This is a genomic window from Brevundimonas pishanensis (genome assembly GCF_022750635.1).
Taxonomy (GTDB): Bacteria; Pseudomonadota; Alphaproteobacteria; order Caulobacterales; family Caulobacteraceae; genus Brevundimonas; species Brevundimonas pishanensis.
Genome location: NZ_JAJKBG010000003.1, coordinates 440,533 through 453,687, shown reverse-complemented (window position 1 = coordinate 453,687; position 13,155 = coordinate 440,533). Strand labels below are relative to the sequence as shown.

The following is a 13,155-nucleotide window of genomic DNA, read 5'->3' as shown; positions in this document are numbered from 1 at the left end:
ACTATGACCTCCCACATCGAAATCGGGGCTGCGCCCCTCACGCTGTCCCAGCTTCGCGACGTCCTGAATGGTCCGGTTCAGATATCTTTAAGCGGTGCCGCATGGGCCAATGTCGAGAAAGGTGCCGCCACGGTCGAGGCCATCCTAAGGGAAGGCCGCACCGTCTATGGCATCAACACGGGGTTCGGCTTGCTGGCCAACACCTCGATTGCCCCGGACGATCTGGAAACGCTGCAAAAGAACCTCGTCCTTAGCCATGCCTGCGGTGTGGGCGAGCCTCTGAGCGAGGACGTTACCCGCCTGTTGATGGTGCTGAAGATCGCCAGCCTGTCGAAGGGCGCATCAGGCATCCGTCGCCGCACGCTGGAAACCCTGATCGGCATGGTGAATGCCGGGGTGCTGCCGCTGATCCCGTCCAAGGGGTCGGTCGGTGCGTCGGGCGATCTGGCCCCGCTGGCGCATATGTCGAGTGTCCTGATCGGTGTCGGCGAAGCCCATTATCAGGGACAGGTACTGGATGCCGAGACCGCCCTGTCCAAGGCCGGACTTGAACCGATCGTCCTGGGCCCGAAGGAAGGTCTGGCCCTGTTGAACGGCACGCAATGCTCGACCGCGTTGGCCTTGGCGGGTCTGTTTGCGACCGAGGATGTATTCGCCGCTGCAATCGCTGCGGGCGGGCTTTCGACCGATGCCCTCAAAGGCTCGGATGCGCCGTTTGATCACCGCATCCACGCTCTTCGTGGTCAGCCGGGTCAGATCGACGTGGCCCGTCGCCTGCGCGAAATCCTGTCGGGCAGCGCCATCCGCGAAAGCCACCGCCACGACTGCTCCAAGGTGCAGGACCCCTACTCCCTGCGCTGCCAGCCTCAGGTCATGGGCGCGACGCTGGATGTCCTGCGCAACGCCGCCGCCATTCTGGAGCGCGAGGCCAATGCAGTCACCGACAACCCGCTGGTGTTCATCGAGGACGGCGACGTGATCTCCGGCGGCAACTTCCACGCCGAGCCAGTCGCCTATGCCGCCGACCAGATCGCGATGGTTCTGTGCGAGATCGGCAATATCAGCGAGCGCCGCACATCCATCCTCGTCGATCCGAAGATGAGCGAACTGCCTGCCTTCCTCGTCAAGGAAAGCGGCCTGAACTCGGGCTTTATGATCGCACAGGTCACGGCGGCGGCATTGGTCGCGGAAAACCGCATGATGGCCCATCCCTGCGTCATCGACACCGTGCCGACCAGCGCCAATCAGGAGGACCATGTCTCCATGGCCACCCACGGTGCCCGCAGGCTGCTGGACATGGCCGAGAACACCGCCAATGTGGTGGGCATAGAGCTGCTGGCTGCGGCACAGGGCCTCGACTTCCACCGCCCGCTGACCTCCTCGCCCGAACTGGAACAGGCCTACGCCATCGTGCGCGAGGCCGCTGCGCCCTATACCAGCGACCACTATTTCGCCCCGGACATTGCCCGCGCCACCCAAGGCGTGCGTGCTGGTCGCTATCGTCCGTTTGCCGCAAGCCTACTGCCTTCGGCCTAAGAACCGCTCAAAGGACCGCGCAAGCTTTGCTGCAATGCAGCATTTTTTACTTGCGCGGTTCGCCATCTGACCCTCACCATCGCATGACAGCGATATCGGAGAGGGCATGGCGTTTGACGAAATGAACGGCACGGGCGGCGAAATCCGTTCGCCCTATGCCAAGGCCGCTCAATGGCTGGCGAACGCCTCGCCGGACCTGCTCAAGACCCGATCACGACAGGCCGAACTGTTCTTTCGCCGCATGGGCATCACCTTTGCCGTCTATGGCGACACGGAATCCAACGAGCGGCTCATCCCGTTCGACCTGATCCCGCGCATCGTCAGCGGGGCTGAATGGAACGGTCTGGAAGTTGGCCTGACCCAGCGGATCAACGCCATCAATGCCTTCCTGAAGGATATCTACGGCCCGCAGGAAATCCTGAAAGCGGGCATAATCCCGCCCGAACTGATCCTGACCAATCAGGCCTATCGCCCCGAAATGCAGGGCCAGCGCCCGCCCCGCGACATCTGGGTGCAGATCGCGGGCGTCGATCTGGTCCGCACCGGCGAAGACGAGTTCCACGTGCTGGAGGACAATGTCCGTACCCCGTCGGGCGTTTCCTACATGCTGGAAAACCGCGAAATGATGATGCGGTTGTTTCCGGAACTGTTCGCCGACCACTCGGTCCGTCCGGTCGAGACCTATCCCGACACTTTGCTGGCCAGTCTCAAAGCGTGTGCGCCGGAGGACGCAGGCGGCAACCCGACGATCGTTGTCCTGACCCCCGGCCCGTTCAACTCGGCCTATTACGAGCACTCGTTCCTCGCCGACAAACTGGGTGCCGAACTGGTCGAGGGCAGCGACCTGTTTGTCGATGACAATTACGTCTACATGCGCACCACCCAAGGTCGCCGCCGCGTAGACGTCATCTATCGCCGCGTGGATGACGAGTTCCTCGATCCGCTGACCTTCAGGTCGGATTCCGCGTTGGGCGTGCCCGGCCTGATGGCGGCCTATACGGCAGGCAATGTCACGCTGGCCAATGCGGTCGGCACGGGCGTGGCCGATGACAAGGCCGTCTATACCTACATCCCCGACATCATCCGCTTCTACACGGGCGAAGAGCCGATCCTGAAGAACGTGCCGACGTGGCGCTGTCGCGAGGCAGACGATCTGAAGTACGTGCTCGAACACCTCGACGAGCTGGTGGTCAAAGAGGTCGGTGGCTCCGGCGGCTATGGCATGTTGATCGGCCCCGCCGCGACCAAGGCCGAGATCGAGGCCTTCCGCGCCAAGCTGACCGCCGCGCCCGAAGAGTTCATCGCCCAGCCCACGCTGGCCCTGTCCACCGCCCCCACCCTTTCGGACGGCAAGCTGGTCCAGCGCCACATCGACCTGCGCCCCTTCGTGCTGTCCAGCCCCAATGGTTGCAGCATCGCACCGGGCGGGCTGACACGCGTGGCGTTGAAGGAAGGCTCGCTGGTAGTGAACTCGTCGCAGGGCGGCGGCACCAAAGACACCTGGGTTCTGGAGGACTGAATGCTCTCGCGCACCGCAGACAGCCTCTATTGGGCAGGCCGATACATCGAGCGGGCCGACTATCTGGCACGCATTCTGGAAGCCACCCTTCGTCTCGCCGCCATCCCGACCAAGCAAGGCACGGAAAGCTCGATTTGGGCCGCATCGCTGGCCACATCGGGTTGCCCGCTTCTCCCCAACAGCGACCTGACAGACCCCCAGGACATCCGCGACTATCTGGCGTTCTCTCCGGATAATCCCTCATCCATCCACTGTTGCCTGACTATGGCGCGCACCAATGCCCGCTCGGTCCGCACCGCGCTAACGGTAGAGCTGTGGGAGACAATCAACGGCGCATGGAACCGGCTGCAAGAACTGGACATGCCGTTACGGGGCGACGAACTTCTGGAGTTCCTCCAGTGGGTCAAGGGCGTCACCCTTGGCGTCGAGGGAGCCACGTCGCGCACCATGCTACGCAATGATGCCTACTGGTTCCTGCGGCTAGGCGCAGCGGTCGAGCGGGCCGACAACACCGCCCGCCTGCTGGATGTGAAATACCACCTGCTGCTGCCCGAGGGCGAACGCGTGGGCGGCCAGTTCGACTATTTCCAATGGACCACCCTGCTGCGCGAAGTCTCGGCCCTGACGGCCTATCGCTGGGTGTACCGCGATGACGTCAAACCGTGGCACGTGGCCGATCTGATGATCCTCAACCGCCAGATGCCGCGTTCGCTGGCAAGTTGTCAGGCTACCATTGTCCGCTATCTGGACCGTCTGGCCGCCGACTATGACAACCGTGGGCCGGCCCAGCGGCTGGCGTCTGCCCAGATGAAGCATTTCGAGGGGGCCAAGATGGATACCATCTTCCAGAGCGGCCTGCACGAATACATCCAGTCCTACCTCGCGGAAAACCGTCGCCTCGGCGAGGCGATCCACCAGCAGTATCTGAGCTAACCCATGCTGATCCGCGTCGAGCACACCACAACCTACCGCTACGCCCGCCCGCCACGGGCGATCACCCAGATCCTGCGCATGTCTCCGATGCAGACCGATGGCCAGCACATCCGGCGCTGGTCGGTTGAGCCGGACTTCGACGCCCGAATTCATCAGGGCACGGACGCCTTCGGAAACATCACCCACACCCTGTACGTCGATAATCCGCCGCACGAATTGTCGCTTCTGGTCACGGGCGAAGTTGAGACAACCGACACGGCGGGCGCGTTAGGGCAGATTCCCGAACGGCTTTCTCCGCTGGTCTATTTGCGTGACACGGCCCTGACCGCTGCCGATCCAGCCATACGCGATCTGGCCGAACAGCATGCAGCGGGTCCCGCGCTGAACCGCCTGCATGCGCTGATGGGCGACATCGCGGGCCGAATGCGTTTTCGCATCGGTGCCACTACGGTCCACAACAGCGCCGCTGAAGCGCTTTCGCTCGGCGAAGGGGTCTGTCAGGACTACGCCCACCTCTTCATCGCCACGGCCCGTTGCATGGGCTTTCCCGCCCGCTATGTCTCGGGCCACCTGTTCCGCGAGGACGGCATGAATCTGCAGGATGCTTCGCACGCATGGGCCGAGGCCTATGTCGAGGATATCGGCTGGATCGGCTTTGATGCTGCTAACGGCATTTGCCCGACCGACCGCTATATCCGCATTGCCACCGGCCTCGATTATCTGGGCGTCGCACCTGTTCGGGGCTCCAGCTTCGGCGGACAGAACGAGACGATGACCGTCCACATCGACGTCAAGGACATGCGCGCCTCGTCCCAGCAACAGCAGCAATAAGTCCAAGATGGCATAACAGCGGAATCTGCTATGTTGCGCCGCACACTTCCAGCGACGGACCACCGCCCATGACCTATTGCGTAGGATTGCTTGTCGAAGACGGTCTGGCCCTGATTGCCGACACACGCACCAACGCTGGCGTGGACAACATCTCTTCCTATCGCAAGCTGCACGTCTCGGAGGTGACAGGCGAGCGGGTGATTGCAGTTGCCACCGCAGGCAACCTCTCGGTCACCCAGACAGCCATGGCCATGGTGCGCGAAGGCATCAAGATGCCGGGTAGCGAAGAACCGGAAAGCCTGCTGACCGCCCCCACCCTGTTTCGCGCGGCACAGTTGGTCGGCCACGCAATCAAACTGGTCCGCTACGAAATCGCGCCGTCGCTGGAGGCCGAGACCGTCAACGCCGATGCCTCAGTCCTGATCGGAGGACAGATCGGCGACGGGCCCATCAGCCTTTACATGGTCTATTCGCAGGGCAACTTCATCGAGTGCCAGCCCGACACGCCCTATCTCCAGATCGGCGAGTTCAAATACGGAAAGCCCATTCTGGATCGCGCCTTGCGGCACCACACCCCGCTGCCGGAAACGGTCAAACTGGGCCTGATCTCGTTTGACTCCACGCTTCGCTCGAATGTCTCGGTAGGGCTGCCTCTGGACATGATCGTGCTGCGCAAGGGCGAGCGAAAGGGCGACGTGCGCCGCATCGAGGCAGGCGATCCCTATTTCCAAATTCTAGGCCAGCAATGGTCCAGAGCCTTGGCCGAGGCCCAGCACGCTATGCCCTCCCCGCCGTGGCTTGACGAGGGTGCCTAAGCACTACGCCCGCGTTGCTGTCGCACATAGTTGATCAACGCCCTGAGCTTGGGCGGTGCGGTACGGCGGCTGGGATAGTGCAGATAAAATCCGTCGAACGGCGGGCAGTAGGGTTCCAGCACCTTCACAAGGGCGCCGCTTTCCAGATGAGGCGCAAAGCTTGTCTCCATGCCAAAGGTGATGCCCGCCCCCGCGACGGCCAGATCAACCATGGTGCCCATCTGGTTCACTGTGATGGCGGCATCCACATCGACGCGAAACTCGTGTCCTTCCTCCGCGAACTCCCAGCGATAGGCCGCGACATCGTGACGGGGCCGCCACCCGATACAGCGATGCTCCAGAAGGTCGCGCGGATGCGAAGGTTCGCCATGCCGAGCCAGATAGCCGGGTGAGCAGACCACGACCTGCCGCTCCTGATCGGCGATGGGCACGGCAACCATGTCCTTTTCAATGAACTCGCCCAGCCGAACGCCCGCATCAAAGCCATCGCCCACTACATCAAACGGCAGGTCCGTCAGCGTCAGGTCCAGCCGAATATCCGGATAGGCGCTCAGGAAGCCCGCCAGATAGGGACCGGACAGGAAACGGTCGGCAATGGACGACACCGCCAGCTTGAGCAAACCGCTGGGCCGGTCTTGGCGATCGGTCGTGACCTCCACCGCCACAGAGATATCCTGCAGCGCTGGGGCCAACCGCTCGAACAGCGCCGTGCCCTCTTCGGTCAGCACGACACTGCGGGTCGTGCGCTGAAACAGGGCGACGCCCAGCCGCTCTTCCAGCCGACGTACCGCCTGACTGACCGCCGAACGGGTCACGCCCATCCGCTCCGACGCCTGTCTAAAGCTGCAAAGTTCAGCCACCGCATGAAACGCGGCCAGCGCGTGATAGTCCGGAACCATTGGTTAGCCTAGCTACGCAATCCGATCAGAACTAGCCGTCTAATCGAACCACGATCCGCCGTCTAGCTTCCGCCCATCGCAATCAAGCTTTGGAAGGAAAAGCTCATGATCAAGAACAAGGTCGTCCTCATCACTGGTGCCTCCAGCGGCATCGGTGCGGCCATCGCCCAAGAACTAAGCGAAGCGGGTGCCAAGGTGGTTCTCGGTGCCCGTCGTGCCGACCGTCTGGAACAACTAGCCGCCAGCCTGCCGGGTGAAGTTCTGGTGCATCCGGTCGATGTGACCGACCGCGACGCTATGCGCCGCTTTGCGAATGCCGCACGCGCCCGTTTCGGTGCAGTGGACGTGATCGTCAACAATGCAGGCCTTATGCCCCTGTCTCGCGTCGATGCGCTCAAGTTCGACGAATGGGACCGCATGATCGACGTGAACATTCGCGGGGTTCTGAACGGCGTGGCTGCCGTCCTGCCGGAAATGGTCACCGCCGGTAAGGGGCAGATCATCAACATCGCCTCGATTGCGTCGCTGCACGTATTCCCGATGGCCACCGTCTATTGCGCGACCAAGTATGCCGTTCATGCCATCTGCGAAGGCCTGCGTCAGGAGCACAGCAACCTGCGCATTTCCTGCATCTATCCCGGTGTCGTGGAGAGCGAACTGGCCGAGCACATCACCGATCCGGAAGCCATCGAGGCCATGCGCCTGTTCCGCCAGACGGCTCTGAAACCCGCCGCCATCGCGCGTGCTGTGCGCTATGCCATCGACCAACCGGATGACGTTGACGTCAACGACATCGTGGTCCGTCCGACCGCCGCGACCTGATCCCGCTGTGGCAAGTCCGTCTGTGTATCCTATGCGACGCACGGAACAGGCTTTGCCCTTCGGTCACTTTCTCCGCAGAGGAGGACCGCCATGCCCCGCGGAGAGAAATCCAAATACACCGACAAACAGGAACGCAAGGCAGACCATATCGCCGAAAGCTATGAGTCACGTGGCGTGTCCAAGAAGGAAGCCGAAGCGCGCGCCTGGGCCACCGTCAATAAAGACGATGGCGGCGGCAAGAACCCCGGCGGTTCCGGACGCGGCAAGTCCACGGGCCATCCCGCAGCGAAAAAGGGCGGGAAGAAGGGTGGGCAGGCATCAGCCTCGCGCACAAAGGCCGATCGTTCAGCTGCCGCCAAGAAGGGTTGGGAAACCCGCCGCCGCAGAGGCAACTAACGCCGCGACATATCCCTCCGCTTGACCTCCCCCCGCCTCGGTGGGCACCCTTGGGTGTAGTTTTTGGCGGGGGAGTCGCCGGACCCGATGATCAATCTGACGTGGCGATCCGGTCGCAGCATGTGGACGCGTATTGTCGTACGTCCCGGCATGGCGCTGACAGCAGACCAAACAACGGCTCTCGTCGCGGACATGCGCGCCATCGCCAGCCTGACACTCAAGGGCGAGGATCTGGAGTACGGCGTGCTCGGTGGCGATGCCGATCGGCTAAACAACTGCGTCATCACAGTCGTCTATCAGTCTGAAAAACCTAAAGGTCCTCGACGCCCCGTTGCGTTCAACGTCCTGTCGCTGCTGGACGTCGAGCTGGCCAATCGCCCGACACAGGTCATGCACCTTGGCCTCGTCATGGTGGACCCGACGGCTCGCGGGCGCGGCCTGTCGGCAACCCTATATGGCCTGACCTGCGTGCTGATGTTCCTCACCGGACAGGGCCGCCCGATGTGGATTTCCAACGTCACACAGGTGCCCGCCGTAGCAGGCATGGTGGCCGAGACTTTCTCAAACGTCTTTCCATCACCCCGCCCCGATGCGCGGCGTAGCTTCGAACATCTCTCGCTCGGCCGCCAGATCATGGCCCGCCACCGCGCCGCCTTTGGCGTGGGCGAGGATGCGGGCTTTGACGAAGGCCGCTTCGTTATCACCAACGCCTATACCGGCGGCAGTGACGCGCTGAAGAAGTCCTTTGCCGAGGCCACCCCGCACCGCCAGCAAAAGTACAACGACTTCTGCCAGCAGCAGTTGGACTATGACCGCGGCGACGACCTGATACAGATCGGCCGCATCGACATGGCCGCTGCGGGCCAATACCTGCGCAAGGTCGCCCCGCCGACGACCGCCGTGGGGCTGACGGGCCTTGTGCTGCTGATGGGCGCGCGCATGGCGCTTCTCCCCGTGATCCACTGGCTGTCGCCGAACCGCGCCTGGGGCGTGCTGCGACCTGCAAAGATGAGCCGATGACCGACTTCTATTCCGAGATGACTACCCGCAACATCGGCTTCATCACCGAGGCCGAGCAGCAGCGCTTGAAAGACGGGGCCGTTTTCGTGGCTGGCGTGGGCGGCATGGGCGGCGCGGCGGTACAGATGCTGGTGCGTGCGGGCGTAGGCAAGATAGCCATTGCGGACCTCGATACTTTCGAGATTTCAAACCTTAATCGACAACTCTTCGCCTTTACCGACACCGTCGATCGCCCCAAGGCCGAGGTCACCGCCGAGGGTCTGAAGCGCATCAACTCGAATCTGGAGCTGACCGTTCTGGGCGCGGAATGGACCGACAGGCTGGACGAGCTGTGCGCCGAATACAGCGTCATCATCAACGGCTGCGATGACATCCCCGCCACCGCCCAACTGTACCGCAAGGCCAGGCAGCACGGCGCAACCGTGATCGATGCCTATGCCTCGCCCCTGCCATCGGTCATCGTGGTGCGCCCGTCCGACCCACGTCCCGAAGAACGCCTCGGCTATCCGATCAAGGGCGTGGACTGGAAAGCCATCACCGAGGAACAGGCCGCCGACTGTTTCATGAAGGAGCTGGAATGGGTGATGACCCACTCCAGCAGCCACACCCATGTCGATCTGACCGCCGCCGCCGAAATGGCCGCAGGCAAGCGCAAGCGCATGAGCTTTGCTCCGATGGTCACCACTGCCGGCTGTTTAATGGCCGGTGAGGCGCTGGCCCTTCTGATGGGTCGCAAGACCAAGACTGACTATCGTGGCTGGTTCATGAACACCCGCGACGCCAAATGCGAGCGCCCCCTGCCCGCGCCCATCGGTGCACTGAAGGCCATCGTCGTGCGTCGCTTCATGCAGAAACTGCTGGCCGGATGATGGACCTGTCACTGGCCGATACCACGCGGATGCTGGTCGATGGCTTCGGGGCCATGGGTGCACTGGCGGTTGCGCTGGTGCTGTGGCGACGGGCGCGCCGTTCGACCGTCCAGAACGTTCTGTTGGTGGTGTTCGGCCTGTCGGGCCTGTTCTATCTGTGCCGCACCCTGTCCATGGCAACAGGGATCGGAGCTTTCGGCGCCCTGACGCTCGTTCTTGCCTGCGCCCTGCCGACCGCCGCCCTGCTGCTCTCGGAAATCCTGCTGCGCCGTCATGCCCCCCTGTGGGTGAAGATCATCATCGGCGGCGGCACCATTCTCGGCATCCTCGCCGCCCTGCTGGCCGGTAGCGGGATCGAGCCGGCCTTCAGCCTGGCCATCTATGTGCCCTGCGCACTTCTGATCGTGCTGGGGTTCATCGTTTTCCGCCGTCGCGAAAGCCTGTCGCCGATGGAGAACTCGACCCTCAACGCCTATGCTCGCGCACTGCTGGCGACGGGACTGCTGGCGCTGACGGATTTCCACATCGGCTCGCCCATCGGCCTGTCGGCGCTGGGCATGCTGGGTCTGGCCTATGCGGCGGCTGCGGGGGCCAATGCGCCCAAAGGCTGGCTGGATACGATCAAGGAACTGTCGCTCACCTTCCTGACAGCCATCCTTCTGGCCGGGGCGCTGATGCTGCTGGACCGCCCGGAAACCTGGCTGGAAGCCGGATCGGTGCTGGCCGTGACCATCGCCGCCCTGCTGGCCCTGTCGGTGCTGCTGCGCCTGCGCTCGGGCGGAAATGACCAGCAACGCCGCCTGTTCGATCAGGCCCTGGCCAATGCCGACACCACCTCCCTCTCGGGCTTCATCGCCGACGCCGCACGCGTCGCCCCGCTTGAGGGCCTGATTCTCACCGAGGGCCACGACCTGTCGGACTATGATCCCGCCCTGCTGCCTGCCGCCTTCGAGGGCAAGCCGGTTGTCCACCTGTCCAGCCTTTGGGAAGATCACCCGTTGGCCGATGCCCGCGAGCAGCTTCGCGATCTTTTGCTGCGGCACAACTCGACCCACGCCATCCTGATCGGAGATCGGCCCGTGCGGATCGGCCTTGTCGCGCTCGGCGGCTCTGCCCTGCTGGACGAGGACGAGCGGGCCATGGCCCTGTTCCAGAAAACCGCCGCCCTGCTGGCTGCACGCGAAACCGGAGACATCGCATGAGCCTTGAGTTGGTAAAGGCTGATTTCAATGCCTTTTTCCGTGTGCCGTTCGAGGTTTACCCCTCCGACAGTCCCTATGTCTCGCCCATGCGATCGGACCTGAAAAAGTACCTAGACCCCAAGAAAAATCCGATGCTCAAGTCGGGCGGGTCGCTGGAATATTACGTCGTCAAACGCGATGGCCAACCTGTCGCACGCGCGACGGCGCACCGCCATCTACAGTCGAACCAGCGGCATGGCTGGGCCCGCACATGCTTTGGCTATTTCGACGCCGCAGACGACGCCGAGGCCATAGATCTGCTATTCTCGGCCATCACCGACTTCGCCAAGCGCCATGGTGACACCGAGATCGTCGGCCCCTTCAACCTGACCGCCATGCAGATGGTCGGGATGGTCACCGAAGGGTTCGAGCACGCCCCCACCACCGACATGATGTGGAACCCGCCATGGCTGCCCAAGCACCTCGAGCGGCTTGGCTTCACCGCGCAGTTCCCGATGATGACCTGGGGCTTCCGCCCCGGCGATGTTGACGAGGAAAGACTGCTGCGCGGCGGTACCCGCGACATTCTGAACTCGCCCGACTGGAGCTTTGCCCCCATCACCCGTCGCGACTTCAAAGTGCGGATGGAGGAAGGCCGCCTGTGCCTGAACGCAGGCTTCGACAAGAACCCGATGTTCGTGCCGCTGACCGCCGAGGAATTCCAGTTTCAGGCTGGAGAAATGATGTGGGTGATGGACCCCACCCTGTCCGCCATCATTCATTATAAAGGTGAACCGGCAGGCGTAGTGATCTGTATTCCCGACTTAAATCTGTTCGTGCGCCATGCTGGTGCCCGCTATGGATTGCGCATGGTCTGGTCGTGGCTGCGGGGCCTGTTCGCGCCAAAACGCGCTGTCATCATCCTCTATTCGGTGCGCCCCGAACATCACGGCAAGGGCGTCAATGCGGCCATGCTTCACCGTGTCGTAGCCGCGCTGAAGAAGGGTCGCTACCAGTATTGCGGCGGCACATGGATTGGCGATGTGAACGGGCCCAGCCTCTCCTATGTCAACCGCATCGGGGCCGAGCGCCTGCACCGCACCCACCTGTTTTATAAGGCCGTGGCATGACGCCCGAACTATTCCGCGAGCTGGTGGCCGAGGCTGCCCTGTCGCCCAACGTCCACAACATCCAACCCACCCTTTGGCGTCTAGTGGATGCAACGACCATTGCGATGCTCACCCATCCGGAACGAACGCTTCCGTGGGGCGATCCGTCCGGCCGCGACGTCACGACAAGCCTAGGCGCGGCATTTGAGGGCATGGTGATCGCTGCGAGCAAGCACGGCATCAAACTCAGCCGCGCGGCCACCGAAACCGAAGCTGCTCGGCTAGTCGTCGACGGTCAGTGCGACCCCGACCCATTAGCGGCTGTGCTCACCAAACGTCGGACGTATCGGGGCAGGTTTGACGCCCGGCGCAAAGACGAGGCACGAGAGAAAGCCCAATCCCTGGCTTCCCGTGCCGATGTCAGACTGATTACCCGTGGCGATGATATCGCCGCCATCGCCGATCAGGCCGATACAGCGACGATGCGCTTCTATCGCGACCGCGCCTATCGCCAAGAACTGACGTCCTGGATGCGCCTGACCAAACTCGACCCGAACTATGCGAGGGACGGGCTCAACGCGCGAGCTATGGAAATGAGCGCACCGCTCGCAATCGCTGCGGGCATGGTGATGCAATATCCAACGTTCGAGATACTGGACAAGCTTCAGCTCGCGGCGTCTCTGACAGCCGAGGCAGGCGTGACCAAAACGGCCTCGGCCTTGGTCGCGTTTGTCCAGGACCGTGACGCCGACCCCTTCCAGACGGGCCGCGACTGGCACCGTCTATGGCTGGAAATGACGGCGCTTGGTCTTGCAGCCTCGCCTCTGACTATTCTGGGCGACGATGAACAGGCCGCTACCGAGATGTCGCAGCGACTGAACCTCACCCCGCACCAGCGCGTGGTCACGGTCTTGCGCGCAGGCATAGTGGACGCCCGCAAACTGCCGCCGCCTGCCCGCCTGCCGCTGGACGAGGTGATACTGGCCTAGTCGGCGCAGCGCACCTTGCGACCGGCGAGTTCCTCGGCCATGCGATCAATCGAGCTTTGCAGCCCCTTGGCGAAGCTGTCATCAGCACTTACGCCGCTGATTTTGATCAAGTTCTCGATCTCCGCCATGCTCTCGGCCAGATCTTCATCGTCCAGATCAGCATATGCGATGCGCTCTGGAAACTCGGAGAAGTCAGGCTGCTCGTCGAACTCGGGGGTCTCGGCCATGGCTTGGGT

The 13,155-nt window shown here is 62.8% G+C and carries 14 protein-coding genes; 12 read left to right on the top strand and 2 right to left on the bottom strand.

Features of this window, described 5'->3' with window-relative positions; translation table 11 throughout:
* Positions 1-3 precede the first annotated feature (3 nt).
* The 5 genes from hutH to LOX95_RS08485 all read left to right on the top strand — a co-directional run bounded on the left by hutH (position 4) and on the right by LOX95_RS08485 (position 5,634).
* Positions 4-1,536, top strand: a complete 1,533-nt coding sequence (gene hutH, locus LOX95_RS08505; RefSeq protein ID WP_242914042.1) for a histidine ammonia-lyase — start codon at positions 4-6, stop codon at positions 1,534-1,536.
* Positions 1,537-1,642: 106 nt separating this feature from the next.
* Positions 1,643-3,055: a circularly permuted type 2 ATP-grasp protein gene (locus tag LOX95_RS08500; protein WP_242914041.1), complete on the top strand. Its 1,413-nt coding sequence runs from the start codon at positions 1,643-1,645 to the stop codon at positions 3,053-3,055.
* The gene (locus tag LOX95_RS08495; protein ID WP_242914040.1) at positions 3,056-3,988 is read left to right on the top strand and encodes an alpha-E domain-containing protein; all 933 of its coding nucleotides are present in this window, start codon (positions 3,056-3,058) and stop codon (positions 3,986-3,988) included.
* 3 nt (positions 3,989-3,991) lie between these two features.
* Entirely contained in the window at positions 3,992-4,819 is an 828-nt protein-coding gene (locus LOX95_RS08490) for a transglutaminase family protein (protein WP_242914039.1), read from the top strand.
* 68 nt (positions 4,820-4,887) lie between these two features.
* Positions 4,888-5,634, top strand: a complete 747-nt coding sequence (locus tag LOX95_RS08485) for a proteasome-type protease (protein ID WP_242914038.1) — start codon at positions 4,888-4,890, stop codon at positions 5,632-5,634.
* Here LOX95_RS08485 and LOX95_RS08480 read toward each other — a convergent pair.
* Entirely contained in the window at positions 5,631-6,533 is a 903-nt protein-coding gene (locus LOX95_RS08480) for a LysR family transcriptional regulator (protein ID WP_242914037.1), read from the bottom strand. The genes LOX95_RS08485 and LOX95_RS08480 overlap by 4 nt on opposite strands.
* A 105-nt stretch (positions 6,534-6,638) precedes the next feature.
* Between LOX95_RS08480 and LOX95_RS08475 the strand changes: the two genes are divergently transcribed.
* The 7 genes from LOX95_RS08475 to LOX95_RS08445 all read left to right on the top strand — a co-directional run bounded on the left by LOX95_RS08475 (position 6,639) and on the right by LOX95_RS08445 (position 12,919).
* The gene (locus tag LOX95_RS08475; RefSeq protein ID WP_242914036.1) at positions 6,639-7,355 is read left to right on the top strand and encodes an SDR family oxidoreductase; all 717 of its coding nucleotides are present in this window, start codon (positions 6,639-6,641) and stop codon (positions 7,353-7,355) included.
* A 90-nt stretch (positions 7,356-7,445) separates the two neighbouring features.
* Complete coding sequence (locus tag LOX95_RS08470) at positions 7,446-7,751, top strand: plasmid stabilization protein (RefSeq protein ID WP_242914035.1); 306 nt, start codon at positions 7,446-7,448, stop codon at positions 7,749-7,751.
* Positions 7,752-7,838: 87 nt separating this feature from the next.
* Positions 7,839-8,771 (top strand): hypothetical protein, encoded by a 933-nt coding sequence (locus LOX95_RS08465; protein WP_242914034.1) that lies wholly within the window; start codon positions 7,839-7,841, stop codon positions 8,769-8,771.
* Complete coding sequence (locus LOX95_RS08460; protein ID WP_242914033.1) at positions 8,768-9,640, top strand: HesA/MoeB/ThiF family protein; 873 nt, start codon at positions 8,768-8,770, stop codon at positions 9,638-9,640. The genes LOX95_RS08465 and LOX95_RS08460 overlap by 4 nt, the downstream gene beginning before the upstream one ends.
* Positions 9,637-10,842 (top strand): hypothetical protein, encoded by a 1,206-nt coding sequence (locus tag LOX95_RS08455; protein ID WP_242914032.1) that lies wholly within the window; start codon positions 9,637-9,639, stop codon positions 10,840-10,842. Before LOX95_RS08460 ends, LOX95_RS08455 begins: the two co-directional genes overlap by 4 nt.
* Entirely contained in the window at positions 10,839-11,951 is a 1,113-nt protein-coding gene (locus tag LOX95_RS08450; RefSeq protein ID WP_242914031.1) for a GNAT family N-acetyltransferase, read from the top strand. Before LOX95_RS08455 ends, LOX95_RS08450 begins: the two co-directional genes overlap by 4 nt.
* Positions 11,948-12,919 carry a nitroreductase family protein gene (locus LOX95_RS08445; protein WP_242914030.1) on the top strand — a complete coding sequence of 324 codons (972 nt, stop codon included), beginning with the start codon at positions 11,948-11,950 and terminating at the stop codon, positions 12,917-12,919. The genes LOX95_RS08450 and LOX95_RS08445 overlap by 4 nt, the downstream gene beginning before the upstream one ends.
* Here LOX95_RS08445 and LOX95_RS08440 read toward each other — a convergent pair.
* Positions 12,916-13,146 (bottom strand): hypothetical protein, encoded by a 231-nt coding sequence (locus tag LOX95_RS08440; RefSeq protein WP_242914029.1) that lies wholly within the window; start codon positions 13,144-13,146, stop codon positions 12,916-12,918. The two genes, LOX95_RS08445 and LOX95_RS08440, sit on opposite strands and share 4 nt — an antisense overlap.
* Between the last annotated feature and the right edge of the window lie 9 nt (positions 13,147-13,155).